At 71.0% G+C, this 16,854-nt stretch carries 8 protein-coding genes; 4 read left to right on the top strand and 4 right to left on the bottom strand.

Features of this window, described 5'->3' with window-relative positions; all coding sequences use genetic code 11:
* Positions 1-64: 64 nt before the first annotated feature.
* A complete protein-coding gene (locus O0235_RS08145) occupies positions 65-1,108 on the bottom strand; it encodes an ATP-dependent DNA ligase (RefSeq protein ID WP_270055293.1) in 1,044 nt (347 codons plus the stop codon).
* 141 nt (positions 1,109-1,249) lie between these two features.
* On the opposite strand from O0235_RS08145, the gene O0235_RS08140 reads away from it, so the two are divergent.
* Both O0235_RS08140 and O0235_RS08135 read left to right on the top strand, forming a co-directional pair.
* Positions 1,250-2,839 (top strand): class I adenylate-forming enzyme family protein, encoded by a 1,590-nt coding sequence (locus O0235_RS08140; RefSeq protein ID WP_270055292.1) that lies wholly within the window; start codon positions 1,250-1,252, stop codon positions 2,837-2,839.
* A 299-nt stretch (positions 2,840-3,138) separates the two neighbouring features.
* Positions 3,139-5,301: a heterodisulfide reductase-related iron-sulfur binding cluster gene (locus O0235_RS08135; protein WP_270055291.1), complete on the top strand. Its 2,163-nt coding sequence runs from the start codon at positions 3,139-3,141 to the stop codon at positions 5,299-5,301.
* A gap of 94 nt (positions 5,302-5,395) precedes the next feature.
* On the opposite strand, the gene fabF is transcribed toward O0235_RS08135, so the two are convergent.
* Complete coding sequence (gene fabF, locus O0235_RS08130) at positions 5,396-6,655, bottom strand: beta-ketoacyl-ACP synthase II (RefSeq protein WP_270055290.1); 1,260 nt, start codon at positions 6,653-6,655, stop codon at positions 5,396-5,398.
* A 195-nt stretch (positions 6,656-6,850) separates the two neighbouring features.
* Between fabF and O0235_RS08125 the strand changes: the two genes are divergently transcribed.
* Both O0235_RS08125 and O0235_RS08120 read left to right on the top strand, forming a co-directional pair.
* Entirely contained in the window at positions 6,851-10,837 is a 3,987-nt protein-coding gene (locus O0235_RS08125; protein ID WP_270055289.1) for a GAF domain-containing protein, read from the top strand.
* Complete coding sequence (locus O0235_RS08120; RefSeq protein ID WP_270055288.1) at positions 10,746-11,432, top strand: response regulator; 687 nt, start codon at positions 10,746-10,748, stop codon at positions 11,430-11,432. Before O0235_RS08125 ends, O0235_RS08120 begins: the two co-directional genes overlap by 92 nt.
* Positions 11,433-11,509: 77 nt before the next feature.
* On the opposite strand, the gene O0235_RS08115 is transcribed toward O0235_RS08120, so the two are convergent.
* Positions 11,510-12,088 carry a hypothetical protein gene (locus O0235_RS08115; RefSeq protein ID WP_270055287.1) on the bottom strand — a complete coding sequence of 193 codons (579 nt, stop codon included), beginning with the start codon at positions 12,086-12,088 and terminating at the stop codon, positions 11,510-11,512.
* Between the two features lie 93 nt (positions 12,089-12,181).
* A complete protein-coding gene (locus tag O0235_RS08110; protein ID WP_270055286.1) occupies positions 12,182-16,522 on the bottom strand; it encodes an autotransporter outer membrane beta-barrel domain-containing protein in 4,341 nt (1,446 codons plus the stop codon).
* Between the last annotated feature and the right edge of the window lie 332 nt (positions 16,523-16,854).

Below are 16,854 nucleotides of genomic sequence, written 5' to 3'. Positions count from 1 at the left end.
CTCACGCAGGTTGGCCATGCGGCCAAGATGCTGGCCGGGATGGTGAAGCGCGTGGCGGGGCGTGTCAAGCGCGGGCGTCGAAGACGGCGCGGAGCTCGGCGGGGACGGGGGCCTCGAGCTGGCCGAAGGTGCACGAGCGGGGCTCGCGGTCGGGCCGCCAGCGCTGGAAGGTTGCGGCGTGGCGGAAACGCGGCCCCTGCATGTGGTCGAAGGTGACTTCGCAGACGAGGGCGGGGCGGAGCCGCTCCCAGGCGAGGTCTTTGCCGGCGGTCCAGCGGCTCTCGGCGCCGGGGGTGCGGCCCTTGCCGAAGCCCTCGGCGGGGTCGTCCGTGCGGTAAGGCGCGAGGAAGCCGGCGAGGTCGCGCCGCTGGGAGGCAGAGAAGCTGGAGGTGTGGCCGACGAAGTGGAGGATGCCGTCGTCGTCGTAGAGGCCGAGCAGGAGCGAGCCGACGGAGCGGCCTTCTTCGCCGCGGTTCCAGCGGAAGCCGCCGACGACGCACTCGGCGGTGCGGAGGTGCTTGATTTTCAGCATGGCGCGCTTGCCGGGCTGGTAGGGGGCATCGAGGGGCTTGGCGATGACGCCGTCGAAGCCGGCGCCTTCGAACCGCTCGAACCAGTCGCGGGCGACGGCGGGGTCGCGGGTGGCCGGGGTGAGGTACGCCGGGGGCCGGGCCCGGCCGAGGAGCCGCTCGAGCCGCTCCCTGCGCGCGGCGAACGGCGCGGCGATGAGGGAATCGCTGCCCTCGGCGAGCAGGTCGAAGGCGACGAAGGCGGCCGGCGTCTCGGCAGCGAGGCGGGCGATGCGGGAGGCGGCGGGGTGGATGCGCTGCTGGAGGGCATCGAAATCGAGGCCGCGCGGGGTCATGATGACGATTTCGCCATCGAGGACGGCGGGGCCGGGGAGGACGCGGCCGAGGCCGTCGACGAGTTCGGGGAAGTAGCGGTTCAGCGGCTTCCGGTCGCGCGACTGGAGGGAGAGGGCGGCGCCGTCGTGAAAGAGGATGCAGCGGAAGCCGTCCCACTTCGGCTCGAAGAGCCAGCCGGGCCCGGCGGGGATCTCCAGGGCGGCCTTCGCGAGCATCGGGTCGATGGGGCCGGGCGGGAGCATGGGCCGGATTGTGCGCCCCGGGCGCGGGGCCGTCGAGGGCCGCTGGAGGGGGCGGCTTACCGCGCGGTTCGCCCGGGGTGGCAGGTTCCGGTAGAATCGGCGGCCACAAGGGTGTCCCTACGTTTTTTCCATGGAGTCTGAATGAACACGATCGAGTTCCTGCAGATCACGTCGTCGGTCGTCCCGGACCGCGAGGCGCTGGTGGATTTCGATGGGAACGGGGGCGGCAAGCGGCTCACCTACGCCGAGATGTACCGGCAGGTGTGCAAGCTGGCGAACGCGTTCCAGGGCCTCGGGGTGGAGAAGGGCGACCACGTCGCCATCATGGCGGTGAACAGCGCGGACTTCGTCATCAGCTACTACGCGACGGCGATGGTGGGCGCGACCTTCGTGCCGCTGAACTACCGGGCGAAGGATGAAGAGCTCACCTACATGGTGAACGTGAGCGAGACGAAGCTGCTGCTCGTCTCCGACCGCTACCGGGACCTGGTGGAGCGGATCCGGCCGACGCTGACGACGGTCCAGCACTACGTGAGCCTCGGCGGGGCAGCGGACGGCTACCTGCGCTACGAGGAGCTGCTGGAGAGCGGGGCGGAGGACGAGGTCTGGACGGAGGTCGACGACAAGGACGCGACGATCATCATCTTCACGTCGGGGACGACGGCGCAGCCGAAGGGCGTGCAGCTCACGTTCCTCGATATGACGGCGTACGTGACGAACCAGCCGCCGGCGGACCCGGAGACGCACGAGAAGCTGCTGGTCTCGGCGCCGTTCTTCCACGTGGCGGGCGCGACGGCGATGATGCTGGGCGTCTGGATGGGGCGGACGCTGGTGATCCTGCCGCAGTTCCAGCCGGAGCTGTGGCTGCAGGCGGTGCAGCAGGAGCGGATTACGCATGCCTTCGTTGTGCCGACGATGCTGAAGCGGATCATGGAGGTGCCGGACTTCGACACGTACGACATCTCCTCGCTGAAGCAGATCACCTACGGCGCGGCGCCGATGCCGTATGAAGTCGTGCGGAAGGCGTGCGACATCTTCCCGCCAAAGGGCATCGGCCTGATCAACGCCTACGGGCAGACGGAATCGACGGCGACGCTGACGTTCCTCGGGCCGGAGGACCACGACCTGAGCACGGATACGGAGATCAAGGAGCAGCGGCTCCGCTCGGTGGGCAAGCCGATGCCGGACGTGGAGCTGGCGATCATGGACGAGCGGAACCGGCCGCTGCCGCCGGGCGAAGAGGGCGAAATCTGCGTCCGCTCGGACCGCGTGATGAAGGGCTATTACAAGCAGGAGGACGCCACCAGCGCGGCGATCATCGACGGCTGGCTGCACACGGGCGACGTGGGCAAGCTGGACGAGGGCGGCTACCTCTACATCACCGGCCGGAAGAAGGACCTGATCATCCGGGGCGGCGAGAACATCTCGCCCGGCGAAATCGAAAACGTGCTGGAGGAGCACCCGGCCATCGATGAGGCGGCCGTCATCGGCGTGCCGGACGTGGAATGGGGCGAGGTGGTGAAGGCGATCGTGGTGCTGAAGCCGGGCGCGACGATCACGCCGGAGGAGATCACGGCGTACGCGAAGTCGCGCCTCGCCTCGTTCAAGGCCCCGCAGTACGTGGCGGTCGTGGATGAGCTGCCGCGGAACGTGATGGGGAAGGTGCTGAAGACGGACCTGCGGAAGCTCTACGGGACGCCGACGAACGACATCCCGGCGGGCAAGGCGTAGGCCGCGCCGCCGCTGGCGACGACGATGCGCGCCCCGGCCGGCCGGCCGGGGCGCTTCGTTCGCGCGCGGAGCACCGGTGTCGGCCGGGTCACCTGTCGCGGCAGCGAATGGAGTTCGCGCCGAAGGGGTGGCTCGGGTAGGATGCGGCTACACTGTGCGGGCCGGGGCACCGCCGGCGCGCACCTTCGAAACCTGGTACGGGAACGCGTGGTATGACGAACAGTTCGATGACCGGCAGTGGGGGAGCAGGCCGGAAGGGCACGCGGCTGCGCGGGAGTTGGGGCGGCATCGTCGTCCCGATGGCAATCCTCGCGGCGATCTCGGCGATCGAGACGGCCCGGACGACGGACGCCTCGCGCGAGGTGTTCTTCAACATCAAGACGCCGTGGCTGATGTATTTCGTGTTCACCGTCTCGATGGCGGTGATCTTCGGCGCGCTCCTGCAGCGGATGCGGGTCTGGCGGCTCGGCAAGCCGCACCGGGTGAACCAGAGCCTGAGCGGCCGCATCACGAACATGCTGACGCTCGGCGCCGGCACGAGCCGGGTGAAGAACGACCGGTACGCGGGCGTCATGCACGGCTTCATCTACTCGAGCTTCGTCGTGCTGACGATCGTGACCATCCTGCTGGCGATCGATGACTACGCGCCGATCATCCTCGGGATGGACAAGGAGCACCTCTTCCTGACGGGCGGGACGTACCTCGTCTACTCGCTCGTCGGCGACGTGTTCGGCGTCATCGGGCTCATCGGCATCGGGATGGCGGTGTACCGGCGGTACATCTCGCCGCCGGCGAAGCTGAACTGGGACCGGCGCGGCACGGAGGACGCCATCATCGTCGGTCTGCTCGGCGTGGTGCTGTTCAGCGGCATCATCGTCGAGGGGCTGCGCATCGGCGGCGACGAGATCCCGGCGGGGAACGAGTCGTGGTCGAAGTGGTCGCCGGCGGGCTACGTGGTGGCGAAGCTGCTGGGCGGCGTTTCCCCGGATACGCTGCTGAACTTCCACGTCGGCTGGTGGTGGTTCCACGTGGTGGCGGCCTTCGCGCTGCTGACGCTGATGGCGCTGACGAAGTTCCGGCACATCGCGCTGGCGCCGGTGAACGCGTTCTTCAAGCGGCCGACGACGCCGCTCTACCTGGAGCCGATGGGCGACATCGAGAAGCTCATCGAGGAAGGCGCGGGCCTGGGCGCGGGCCGGCTGCAGGATTTCACATGGAAGACACTGTTCGACGCTGACACGTGCGTCCGCTGCGGCCGCTGCACCGAGGTGTGCCCGGCGTACACGGCGGGGCAGCCGCTCTCGCCGATGGCGCTCATCCAGGACATCAAAACCTACATGAACCACGCGGGCCCGCTCATCATCAAAGGGAAGAACCCGGAGGAGGAGCTGGAGCCGCTGGTGGGCGGCTACATCAAGGATGAGACGCTCTGGGCCTGCCGCACGTGCGGCGCCTGCATGCAGGAGTGCCCGGTGCTGGTGGAGCACGTGCCGCCGATCGTGGAGATGCGGCGCTATCTCGTGATGGAGCAGGCGCGGGTGCCGGCGACGGCGCAGGCGGCGCTCCAGAATCTCGAGCAGCGCGGCCACCCGTGGCGCGGCACCCAGCTGACGCGCGAGACGTGGATTGAGCAGCTGCGGGCGCAGGGCATCGACGTGCCGGTCTACGACGGCTCGCAGGATTACCTCTACTGGGTCGGCTGCTCGGGCGCCCTGGTGGAGCGGAACATCCCGATCACGCAGGCGGTGACGAAGCTGCTGCTCGAAGCGGGCGTGAGCTTCGGGGTGCTGGGGCAGGCGGAGACCTGCAACGGCGACCCGGCGCGGCGCCTTGGCAACGAGTTCCTCTTCGCGACGATGGCGCAGGCGAACGCGGATGCGCTGAACGAGATGGGCGTGAAGCGGGTGATCACGAGCTGCCCGCACTGCTTCAACACGTTCCGGAACGAGTACCCGGACTTCGGCGGGAAGTGGGAAGTGACCCACCACGCCGACTTCCTCCAGTTCCTGCTGGCGAAGGGCGACCTGAAGCCGAAGGAAGGCAACGGCGCGACCATCACGGTCCACGACAGCTGCTACCTCGGCCGCGGGAACGGCATCTACGACACGCCGCGGCAGGTCATCGAGGCGATCCCGGGCGCGAAGCTGGTGGAGATGCCGCGCTCCCGGGAGCGGGGCCTCTGCTGCGGCGCCGGCGGCGGCAACATGTGGCAGGAAGAGGCAGGCACGCGCGTCAACCACCTCCGCGCGGCGGAGGCGGCGAACACGGGCGCGAGCATCGTGGCGACGGCCTGCCCGTTCTGCATCCAGATGTTCGAGGACGGCATCCCGGCCGTGCAGCCGGACGAGGAGAAGCGCACCATCAAGGCGTTCGACATCGCCGAGCTGCTGGAGGTGAGCGTCCGGCCGACGGCCCGGCCGCTGCGCGACGGCGACGTCGAGGTGCCGCCGGGCGTCGTCTGAGGCGGCCTGGCAGGTTCGCAAGCGCCACGCGGCCCCGGGGAGCCTCCCCCGGGGCCGTTCGTCTTGGGCGGGCGCGCGGCGTTTCGAACGGGGCCTACGGCTCGTAGCGGACGATGGCGAGCGAGCTGTTCTGGCCGCCGAAGCCGAAGCTGTTCTTGAGCGCGGCGCGGACGGGCGCCTCGCGCGCGACGTTCGGGACGTAGTCGAGGTCGCAGTCGGGGTCGGGGTGGTGGAGGTTGATGGTGGGGTGGATGATGCCGGTCTCGATCGTCTTGATGGTGGCGACGGTTTCCATGCCGCCGGAGGCGCCGAGCCCGTGGCCGATGAGGGACTTGGTGGCGCTGATGGCGAGGCGGTAGGCGCCTTCGCCGAAGACGCGCTTGATGGCGCGGGTTTCGGCGGTATCGCCGAGGGGCGTGCTGGTGGCGTGGGCGTTGATGTAGTCGATGTCGCCGGGCTGGAGGCCGGCATCGCGGAGGGCTTCGGCCATGGCGCGGGCGGCGCCTTCGCCGTCATCGGGCGGGGCGGCGACGTGGAAAGCATCGTTGGTGCAGCCGAAGCCGGCGATCTCGGCATAGATGCGGGCGCCGCGGGCGCGGGCGTGGGCTTCGGATTCGAGGATGAGGGCGCCGGCGCCCTCGCAGGGGACGAAGCCGTCGCGGAGGGCGTCGAAGGGGCGGCTGGCCTCTTCGGGGGGGCCGTCGTAGCTGGTGAGGGCGCGCATGACGGAGAAGCCGGCGAGCCCGAGTTCGGAGATGCCGGCTTCGCAGCCGCCGGTGACGACGACCTCGGCGCGGCCGGAGCGGATGAGCATGGCGGCTTCGCCGATGGCCTGCGTGCCGGCGGCGCAGGCGGTGACGATGGTGCCGTTGTAGCCGCGGAGGCCGAACTGGAGCGAGACCTGGGCAGCGGCCATGTTGCCGAGGGAGCGGGCGAGGTAGAGGGGGTCGATGCGCATGCCGCCGCGTTCGAAGAGGGTGCGGGCGGCCTCCTGGATATCGGGGTAGCCGCCGCCGCCGTTGCCGATGAGGACGGCGAGACGGTCGCGGTCCTCGGCATCGAGGTCGAGCCCGGCGTCGTCGATGGCCTGCGCGGCGGCGGCGACCATGAACTGGCTGAAGCGGGCCATGCGGCGGGCGGCCTTTCGCTCGATGTAGCGGGTCGGGTCCCAGTCTTTGATTTCGCCCGCGAACTTGCAGGGGTAACCGGCCGGGTCGACCATCGTGAGGTGGCCGATGCCGGAGCGGCCGGCGACGAGGTTCTGCCAAAATTCTTCGACGGTCTGGCCGGCGGGAGTGATGGCGCCCAGGCCGGTGACGACGACGCGGGTTCGCGAGCGCAAGGTTTCGTTCATGGTGCGTATGGTACCGCGCCGGCGCCGGGAGGCGCGGGCGGGGGTTGCCGAGGATTTCGGCGGGAAAAATCGTTGCCGGGTGAATGTTCGGGAACTCCCCAATATCGCGCCGGAAACTGCTGTACGTACGATGCGGGGGCCTGCCGAGGGCGTTCCCGCCGGGGCGGTGAACCGCCGCGGCGCCGGGGGAATTCCATGGGGGAGACAGCGCCGGCCGGCTCGCCGGGTGAGGGCGGGCGGCCGGCTGACAGTTCGCTGCGGGCCTGGCGCGCCGGGGCCGCGGATGCCGGTTCGATCGAGGAGGAGCTGACGCGCTTCGCGGAGGCTGCCGCGCGGGCGCTGGGCGGCGAGTGCGGCTACGTCGCGCTCTCGCGGCGCGGGCGGCGCGCGTTCTGGTGGCCGCTCGACGGCGAGCATTCGCCGGGGCGGTGGCCGTTCGATCACCGGCAGAGCGATGCGGCCTTCAGCCGCCTGCTGGCTGATGAAGGCGGGGCCGTGTTCGAAGACACGCTCGCGATCCCGCGGCCAACGCCGGGGCAGCGGGCGGCGATCGCGGCAGGGATCCGCTCGACGGTGCGGCTGCCGCTGACGGACGAGCGGGGCCAGCCGATGGGGTTCGTGCTGGTCGGCTCGGTCGAACCGGGCCGGTTCTCGCGGGAGTCGCTGGGGCAGCTCTGGGAGGTGACGCAGGCGGCGATGCAGACGCTCCGGCCGCGGCTGCTGCTGGAGCGGATGGAGTTCGAGCGCGCGATCCGGGCGGCGGAGGCGGAGCTGCTGGCGATGGTGGCCTCGACGGAGGACGAGGCGGCGCTGCTCGCGGGGGCTGCCGAGGGGGTCCGCGCAGCCGTCGGCGCGGAAGCGGCGATCGTGATGGTCGAAGGCGGGCCGGGGGGCGACTGGACGTTCCGTTCGGCGCCGGCCGGGCTCCTGACGCCGGCGCTGTGGGCGGAGGCGCGGCGGGCGGCGCTGGACCCGGGCAATCGGCCGATGGGGGAGCGGGAAGGCAGCCCGGCGTGGGTGCGTGAATCGCTGGAATCGGCCGACGGGCTGCTGCCGGCGGAGCGGTTCGCGCGGGAACGGCTGGGGATGGGCTCCCTGGCTGCGGCGGTGCGGACCCACCGCTGGGGTGCGGGTCTCCGGCTGGCGCTGGTCGCGCTCCGGAAGGAGCCGTCGGCCTGGGCGGGCGAGGAGCGGGCGTTCCTCGCCCGGGTGGCACGGGTGCTCGAGATCGGGGTCGAACGGGTGCGGCGGGGCGAGCTGGCCGTTGCGCATGCGCTCACGCTCGAGCGGCAGGCCGAGCTGCTCACGGTGGGCGCTGAGCTGCTGGAGACGCTCTGGCAGGCGCGCGAGCTGGCGCCGGCCTGCCAGGCGATTGCGGAGCGGCTGCGGGCGTACTTCGGCGCGGACCACGTGGCGCTGGGCACGGTCGACCTCGACCGGCGGGTGCGCGAGGTGCTCGGGATGAGCTCGGCGGCGCTGCAGCCCGGGGACCTGCCGCCGGGGCTTTCGGACGAGGATGTCGCGGCGTACCGGGCGGCCCTGGAGGGCAAAGGCGAACCGGCGGGCGACGTCTTCGCGAGCCCGGCGGCGAACCCGGGGACGCGCATCGGGTACGAGCGGGGGCTGCGCTCCGGGATGCGGGTGCCGTTCGCGCTCTCGGACGGGACGGTCGGGCTGGTGACGGTGGGCAGCCGGGAGCCGGGCCGGTACACCCGGGCGGATGAAGAGCGACTGATGGAGCTGGCGCGGCCGATGGCCATCGCGATCGACCGGGTGCGGCTGCTGGCGCGGATGGCCGAAACGTCGGAGCTGCTGGAGGCGAAGACGCGGATGCTGCTGGCGCTGACGCCGGGGGCTTCGCTGCGGCAGGCGGGCGAGGTGTTCGTCCGCGAGGTCCGCCGGCTGTTCGGCGCCAGCCATGCGGTGGTCGTGACGACCGCGCCGGGGGATATCGCGACGCTCAGCTCGTCGACCGAGCACTTCGGGGATGAGGACCTGGAGCGGGTGGCGTCGCTGCTGCGGCAGCACCCGGTGGGCTGGCGGCGGCTGGTGGAGAGCGGCCCGGCGCTCATCGCCGACGCTTCGCTGGCGGAGGATGAACCGACGGCGTTTCTCGCGGCGCACGGGCTGCGGAGCGTGATGCGGGCGCCGATCCGGGACGGCGAGGGGGTGCCGCGCGGCATCGCCACGGTCGCGGCGGCGGCGCCGGGCCGCTGGAACGCGGGCGACCTCGAGCAGTTCGCCGAACTCGCCGCCACGCTGGGGACGGTGCTCGAGCGGGCGTTCCTGATGGACTCGGCGCGGGAGCAGGCCCGGCGGGCGCGGGCGATGCTGGAGGTGCTGAGCGCGCTCGGCTCGCACGAGCGGCTGGAAGAGCTGGCGGCCCACGCCGCGAGGGCGCTGCGGTCGCTCTACGGGGCGGACCACTGCGCCATCGGGGTCGTGGAGCAGGGGATGGTGCGGCTGGCAGGCATCGACTCGCCGGTCGGCGCATGGGCACCGGGGGCGGAGCTGCCCGTGGAGCAGGTGTTCGACGCCTGGCCGCCGGCGGGGCCCGTGGTCCATGTCTTCGAGGACCTGCAGGCGGCGCCGCGGCTGACGGCGACCTCGGAGGCGGCGCGGGCGGCGGGCATTCGCTCCAGCATGCGGGTGGCATTCATGGGCGGCGAAGGGGTGTGCGGCGTCGTGACGCTGGGGGCCCGCGAGCCCGGCCGGTTCGGGCGGTTCGATGCCGAGCAGCTGGCGGAAGCGGTGCAGCCGCTGGGGCTGGCAGTCCGGTACTTCCGCAGCCGGGAGGAGCAGGCGCGCCGCACGGCCCGGCTGGAGGCGACGACGCGCATCCTCGCGCGGCTGAACGCCGGCGGCACGTCGGAGCGGGTGGCGCAGCGGTTCCTCGCCGACTGCCGGGCGCTCTTCGGGGCGGATTTCGGCGTCGTGTTCGCGTTCGAACCGGGACAGCCGGCAGCGCGCCGGCTCGCGCTCGACAGTTCGCGGCCGCTGCCGCTGGACGCGTTCGCCGAGGAGGTGCCGGTCGGCCGGCTGCGGGGGGCTGCCCTGCAGCATGCGCCGCAGCCGGAGGTGGTCGCCGACGCGCGGGAAGAGACGCCGCTGCACCCCGGCCACCGGGCGCTGCTGGAGGCGGGCCTGCTCTCGGTCATCCGCGCGCCGCTCGTGGTGCACGAATCGGTGCGCGGCTCGGTCGCGCTCTGGGCGGAGGGCACCGACCGGTTCACGGCGGAGGATGCGGAGCTGCTGGGGACGCTGGCCCGGCCGCTGGCGCTGGCGCTGGAGAAGGCCTCGGCGCTGGAGTCCCTCGCCGAGAGCGAGCTGAAGTACCGCTCGCTGGTGGCGCAGGCGGAGGAGATGATCCTGACGGTCGATGCGGAGAGCCGGCGGATCCTCGATGCGAACCCGTTCGCGGCGCGGGTGCTCGGCTATGCGCAGCGCGAGCTGCACGGGCTGCGCCTCGATGACATTTCGATGGCGGACGAAGCGGAGCTGGCGTCGTTCATGGCGCGCATCCACGCTGATGGAGAGGTGCACCTCGCCGACGTGCGCTACCGGAAGCGGGACGGTTCGCCGCTGGATGTGGAGGTGGTGGCCTCGCTGGTGGCGTACGGCGGGCGCGAAGCGGTGCTTGTGCTCGCCCGCGATGTCTCCGAGCGGAAGGCTCTGATGGCGCAGCTGATGCAGAGTCAGAAGATGGAATCGCTCGGGACGATGGCGGGCGCGGTGGCGCACGATTTCAACAACCTGCTGACGACGATCCTCGGGTTCGCCGGCCTGCTGAAGCGGTCGCGCAACCTCGACGCGGACGAGCGCGAGAACGTCGCGCTCATCGAGGAAGCGGCGCGGAAGGCGGCGGACCTGACCGGGCGGCTGCTGGCGTTCAGCGCGCGGCGGGCTCGTGCGGTTCGGACAGGTGGACCTGCGGACGGTGGTCGAAGACACGCTGCAGCTGCTCGCGCCGGCGCTCCATTCGCGCATCGCGGTGACGGTGTCGCTGCCGGACGAGCCGCTGCTCGTGGAGGGCGATGCCGGGCAGCTGCAGCAGGCGCTGACGAACATTGTGCTCAACGCGCGGGATGTGATGCCGGAGGGCGGCCGGATCGCCATCCGCGCGGGGGCGACGGGCCCGCTGGCGTGGGTCGAAATTGCGGACACCGGCCCGGGGATGACTGAGGACGTGCGGATGCGGATCTTCGAACCGTTCTACACGACGAAGGCGCCCGGCTCCGGCACGGGCCTCGGCATGGCGATCACGTACGGCATCGTGCAGGGGCACCACGGCGATATCACGGTCGACAGCGAGCCGGGCCGCGGCACGACGTTCACCCTCAGCTTCCCGCTTCGGCAGGCCGGGGGCGAAAGCCAGGGCGACGCCTTCAGCGCCGGCGACGGGAACCTCATCCTCGTGGTGGACGACGATGCGATGGTGCGGCGGGCGCTGGCGGCGACGCTCGGCGAGCTCGGCTACAACGTGGTCGAAGCGCCGGGGGGCGCGACGGCGGTCGAAATCGTCCGTGCGCGGCCGGAGCGGTTCGCCGCGGTCATGCTGGACCTGGTGATGCCGGGAATGACCGGCTCGGAGACGTTCCGCGCCCTGACCGCGATTCGCCCGGACCTCCCGGTCATCGTCTGCACGGGCTACGCGGCGGATTCGCACATCGACACGGACGTGAAGCGGCGCATCGCCGGGCTGGTGCAGAAGCCGTTCACGGCGGAGCGCCTTGCGCGGGCGCTGGAGGCGGCCGGGGCGCGGCCGCCGCGGAAGTAGGCGGGAGCAGGCGGTTCAGAACGCCACGAAGGGCCCCGCCGGAGCAGGGCCCTTCGGTTCACCGCGGAGGGTGAGGGTTAGCGGGCGCGGCGGGCGACCGCCACACCGCCGATGCCGAAGGCGAGGATGCCGAGGCCGGCGATGGCGAGGAGCCAGCTGGCCGAGGCAGCGCCGCCGGCGGCGACGGTGTCGCCGGTGGCCGGCGGGCGCGGCGTCGCGGTAGGCGACGCGGTCGCGGTCGGCGTCGGGGTCGTGTAGGTGAGGTTCAGCTCATTGAGCTGGTAGTTCGCCCACGTGCCCGTCTCAGCGGCGCGCTTGCCGCCGATGTAGAAGGTGACGGTGGCGCCATCGACGCCGCAGTTCGGGGTTGCGCCGGGGTTCAGGGCCGGGACGTCGAGGACGTACCGGGACTGGTTGCCCTGCATGAACGTCTGGGTGACACCGCAGGCGGCATTCCCGATGCGGGCTTCGATGACGGTGCCGGCGGGAACCGGCTGGCCATCGACCGTGACCGTCCCGGCGAACCGGGCGGGCGGGCTCGGCGGCGATTCCGCGGAGACGGTGCCGGCGCCGAGGGTGCCGGCGGCCGCGAGGAGCGCGACGCCGAGGACCGCAGCGAGCCATCCGCCAGCGAGCACCTTGAGAACTTTCGTCATGGTTTGCTCCATTCCTGTCTGTTCGGCCACATCAACCGCCGGGGGCGGCGACCGCCCCTCCCGGAGGAGGGACGGCCGCCGGGGAACCCGGTGTTAGTTGATGTTGGTCGCGATAGTCCAGGTGACGGACGACGGACCGGTGATGGCGATCCAGTAGGCCTCGCCAGTCTTGAGGACGGTCAGGTCGTTCGCGCCGGGCACGTTGACGCCCGCCGGGAAGAACCCGAGCCACTGCTGGGCCGCAGCGTTCCAGCCGTAGATGGCGGTCACGCTGGCGGAGATGTCGTTGCCACCGGGGTTCTTGCCGGAGGAGCCGGTGCCCTTGATGGCATCCATCACCGGGATGTCGTTGGCGCCAGCCCAGGTGATGAGGCTCCAGCGGAAGGTGAGCGTGTAGCTCGTGGTGGTCGACAGGTCGATGACGCGGTCGAAGCCGATGTTGCCTTCGTCATCCTTGGCGATCGCGAGGACGTTGAGGATGCCGAGGAGGCTGTTCGAGACCTTGATCCAGGCCTGGCACTCATCGGTCTGGCCGGAGGCCGCGAGCGGGCTCAGCGGGAACTCCTTGATGCCGGTGACGGCCGGGTCGTTCGCCGCGACGGAGAAGGTGGTCACGCCGGTGGCGAAGCGCCGCCCATCGTTGATGGTGCCGCCGCCGGACTGGCCGACGATGATGCCCTCACCGCTGTCGATGAGGAAGTCGACGTTCTCGACCGGGTCGCCGTTGTAGCGGGCGCCGAGCGAGCTGAAGTCGTTGAGCGCATCCGCGCTGCTCAGGACCGGGTGGAGGCTGACCGCGCCGGCGGGCACGGAGCAGAAGCCATCGCGGTCGAGCGCGTGGAACACGATGTACTTGAACTGGTCGGTCTCACCGTCGTGGACGGTGACGTCCTTGTAGCCGCCCCAGGTCCAATCGACCGTGACTGCGTTGGAGAGCACCGGGAAGTGCTTGCCGCGGAAGTCCGGGTAATCGGCGGTGGCGGTGATGGTGGCGCGGCCGACGTTGTCGCCCGGCTTGCAGTGCTTGCCGCCGGCGAGGGCGTTGGTCGCGCACTGGCTGAGGTCGGTCTTGAAGTCGCCGTTCGCGGCAACCATGAACTCGCCGTGGTTGTCCGTGTAGACGACCAGGTCGCGGGCGATCGTGCTGTCGCCGTAGTAGGTGCGGATGAGCCCGAGCTCGGCCACGTCGGTTGCGTTGAGCGACGGGTCGCCGATGCCGGCGCTGTTCACGCCGATGCGAACCGGCGTCCAGAACGGGTACGGCCCCCTCGGGGCGCCATTGGTGCCCCAGCTATCCCACATGTAGCCGCCGCCAGCCGCGACTGCGCTGATGAACGGGCTCTCGGGGATCTCCGTCCAGTAGTACGGGTTCGGGTAGACCTGGCTGGCGGTGTTCGGCGTGCCGAGGTAGTAGACCTCGTCCTTCAGGACCATCTTGATGAAGCCGGTGCCGCGGAGCGCGACGCTGACCGGGGCCGGCGGCATCGGGGCATCCCACCAGTCGACGTCGCCGTCCTTCCAGGCGGTGTCCCGGACCGCGTACGGCGACAGCGTCGTCGGCGCGGTGGTGCCGAAGCCGAGCGCCGTCAGGCCGACGATGTCGAGCGCGCTGTACGGGCCGATGAACGGCGTGCCGGAGGCGATCAGCAGCGTCGTGCCGGCAGCCGGGGCCGAGGAGAGCGCCGGGGTGAAGACGAGCAGCCCGCTGGCGCAGGAGACGACCGTCCGCGACGTCGCCAGCGAGGCCGGGAAGTAGAAGACCTGGCCCGCCGGCAGGTACGCGCAGCTGGCGACCCGGACAGGCGAGGTCGCGGAGCCGACGCCGGTGTTGTTCGGGGCGACCACGGTCGCGACGGAGTACCCGAGACCGGACGGCGACGCCAGCGAGAAGCCGCCGACGTTGTTCGGGGCGATCATGATGTCGTAGTACGGCCGGAACTGCTCGGCCGTGCAAGACCGGGTCGCACGGTCAGGGTCGCCGGGCCCGCAGATCTCTTCGCCGTCGGGACCGCCCGCGAGCAGCGGCCAGTCGTTCGGCATGACCCAGCGGTTGGCCGGGAGGACGTTGAGCGGGTTGCTCGTATCGGCCGGGCGGCCGGACGGGTTGCTGTTGACGAACCAGCCGGAGACGCGGCCGCGGACGAGGATGTCCTTCGAGACGTTCCACTCGGTGGTGCCGTCGGCGTCATCCTTGGAGGCGTCCCACGGGTTGCCCGGGGCCCAGTCCGGCAGGCTGCTGCTGTTGTGGAGCGGCTTCGAGACCTGCGTGACCAGCGAGAGGTTCACGCGCTCGATCTTCATGTAGTAGATGACCCACGCGACCTTCGAGGCCGGGGCGCCCTGGGGGCCGCCCTCGCCAACGAAAGCGAGCCACGCCTCGACATCGACCTGGCCCTGGTCCTCCGACTCGTAGACGGCGACGGAGGTGCACGCCGGGTACGCGAAGCCTTCGACGGTCGCGCTGCCGCCGGCCGGAGCCGTCAGGCCAGCGAGCGCTTCGTCGCTGCCGATGATGCTGTAGACGGTGCCGCCGGGGATGAAGTTGCCGGGGCCGCCGCCCTTCACGTACTGAGCGCCGATTGCACCACTCTGCGTCGGGCAGGACTCCGCGGTGCTGCTGAGGCTGTTCGGGTTGAGCGCCCAGTTGTGCTCGAGGACGACGCGCTGGCCGGCCCAGGCGAGGAAGACGTGCTTCGCCGGGATCTGGGCGACGAAGGAGAAGGTGACGGTCTGGGTCACCGAGTTCGGCGTGCCGGAGCCGAGGGCGCCGGGCTCCGTGCCGGTGATGGTGATCGTCGCGGTGTTGCCCGGGGCGCACCCGGTCGGGTCGAAGGTGACGTTCGGCTGATTGTCGACGACGTGGGTGTTCGGGCCGGAGGCCGGGGTGCTGGTCAGCGTCGTCGTGCCGGAGCCGAGGCCGCTAGCGGAGCCGCAGCCGCTGAGGGTCGCGACCCAGTTGACGCCGGCGAGCGGCATCGGGCCTTCCTTCTGGCCGGCGCTGTTGGTGTGGCTGCCGTTGAAGACGTCGGTGATGGTCACCGTGCTGCCCGTGTACTGGCCGTTGAGCGGGTTGAGGACGAGCGGAACGGTGAGCGGCAGGTTCACGTTCGCGCCGGTCGCGGTGCCGGAGGCGCCGCCGGAGGCGCTGACGGTGCTCGTCTCGAGCCGGTTCCACTCCTTCACGACGCCCTGGGTGCCGCTGAACAGCACGTTGTACTGCTGGCTGCCGACCGTGTAGACGATGCTGATCGTCTGGTCGCCGGCGTCGAGCGAGCGCCAGATGATGCAGGTGGCGCCGTTCGGGCCGTTGGTGCCGTTGCCGACGAAGATCTGGACGTCGGTGAAGGTCGGGTCGGTGTCCGCCGTCGAGGCGTAGCCGCCGCCGTTGGTGACGACGATGTTCGAGAGCGTGATGCCGACGGGGAGGGCGAGGCCGGCGTTCGTGTTCGGGTCGACGGTGCAGACGGTGTGCTGCGAGCCGCGAACGTTGTTGTTGACTTCCTGCTGCGTGATGACCGAGCCGTCATCCGCGATGTGGCGGAGCTGCGGCAGGATGACGTTCACGGTGGCCGCCTGGCCGTTCGCCGCGCAGTCCGTCGTGACCGGGCTCGTTGCGAGGTGCGTGCGGAGGGCAACCGTGAACGAGCCAGTGAAGCCGGGGGCCGGCGCCACGGTCACGGTGACGACGTTCGGGTTGTTGTTGCCGTCCGTCGTCGCCGAGACGAAGGTCGCAGCGGTCGGCGGCGTGATGACCACGTCGGACGCGGTCGGGACGAACGAGCCCACGTCGGAGGCCGTGACCTCGCCGCAGACGTCGAGGCCCGCGGGGATGGTGAACGACACGGTGGCGTTCCCGCCGGCGGCAACGGTCGCGCCGGTAGCGGTGACGCCGTTGATGGTCAGGGTGCCGAGGCCCAGGCTCGGGGAGGCAGGGATCGGATTCTCCGGGCCGGCATCGTCGGCAGAAGCTGACGCCACCCCAACGGTGCCGGAGGCCGCAGCAGCGACGGTCACGGTCATGTTGCCGCTGGGAATGGCGGCCGTGAGGATGCCGCTGGACGTGCAGGTGAGCGTGCCACTGCCGGCGCCGGCTCCTGTCCAGGTGATACCCGCGCCGCCTGTGTTCGCCGGGGGACAAGTGACCGCGGACGTCGAGGTCTGAACGCCCGACGGCAGGGTGACCGTCAGAACGACGGCCCCCACCGTATTCGGCGCTGAGGTCTGGATGTTCAGGGTATAGGTGATGGTCGCGCCGGGGTTGATGCTGCCGGGGCTCGCCGGGGACTGGGACAATGCCAGCTGGGTGGTCGGCAGCGCCGCGTCGGACTTTCGCCACTGGGTGCCCAGGGCTGCCACGACGGCGAAGGCGGCGAGGAGCGCGAGGAGCCATGCGACGCGCTTGCCGCCTACGGTCTGAGCAAGTTCCTTACTCAAATTCTGTTACCTCTCCAGTCATGTGAGCGGTTTCGGTTCGTTCCCCGCCGGCGCCCCGGGCGGGGGTTCGGCGGGTGGCGGAGCGAAACGCTCCTGGCTGCTGGCGGGGGCGTGTGCCCCCCTTACGTGTTCAGGGTTGCTGGCGGGCGGCTCTGCACCCTGCGGGGGTGCCGGGCTGCCCTGTTCCGGATGCGCCCGGACTGCGGGCGATGGTGCACTTCGCTGCCGGCGGCGCCGGCTTCGGTTGCTGGCGAGGTCGCCCGCTCGTCTGCCGCGCCTGGCCTGGCGCAGGCCGTGGGCGGATCCGGGCATTCCCTCTGGTCGGTTCGTGT

This window comes from Tepidiforma flava (genome assembly GCF_027594505.1).
Lineage (GTDB): Bacteria > Chloroflexota > Dehalococcoidia > Tepidiformales > Tepidiformaceae > Tepidiforma > Tepidiforma flava.
The sequence above is the reverse complement of the archived record's forward strand: the minus strand, read 5'-3'. Positions and strand labels throughout refer to the sequence as shown.

Bases quoted from the DNA above. Each gene is read 5' to 3' on its own strand.
- O0235_RS08145 (WP_270055293.1), bottom strand. From the start codon at position 1,108: ATGCTCCCGCCCGGCCCCATCGACCCGATGCTCGCGAAGGCCGCCCTG.
- O0235_RS08140 (WP_270055292.1), top strand. From the start codon at position 1,250: ATGAACACGATCGAGTTCCTGCAGATCACGTCGTCGGTCGTCCCGGAC.
- O0235_RS08135 (WP_270055291.1), top strand. From the start codon at position 3,139: ATGGCAATCCTCGCGGCGATCTCGGCGATCGAGACGGCCCGGACGACG.
- fabF (WP_270055290.1), bottom strand. From the start codon at position 6,655: ATGAACGAAACCTTGCGCTCGCGAACCCGCGTCGTCGTCACCGGCCTG.
- O0235_RS08125 (WP_270055289.1), top strand. From the start codon at position 6,851: ATGGGGGAGACAGCGCCGGCCGGCTCGCCGGGTGAGGGCGGGCGGCCG.
- O0235_RS08120 (WP_270055288.1), top strand. From the start codon at position 10,746: ATGCCGGAGGGCGGCCGGATCGCCATCCGCGCGGGGGCGACGGGCCCG.
- O0235_RS08115 (WP_270055287.1), bottom strand. From the start codon at position 12,088: ATGACGAAAGTTCTCAAGGTGCTCGCTGGCGGATGGCTCGCTGCGGTC.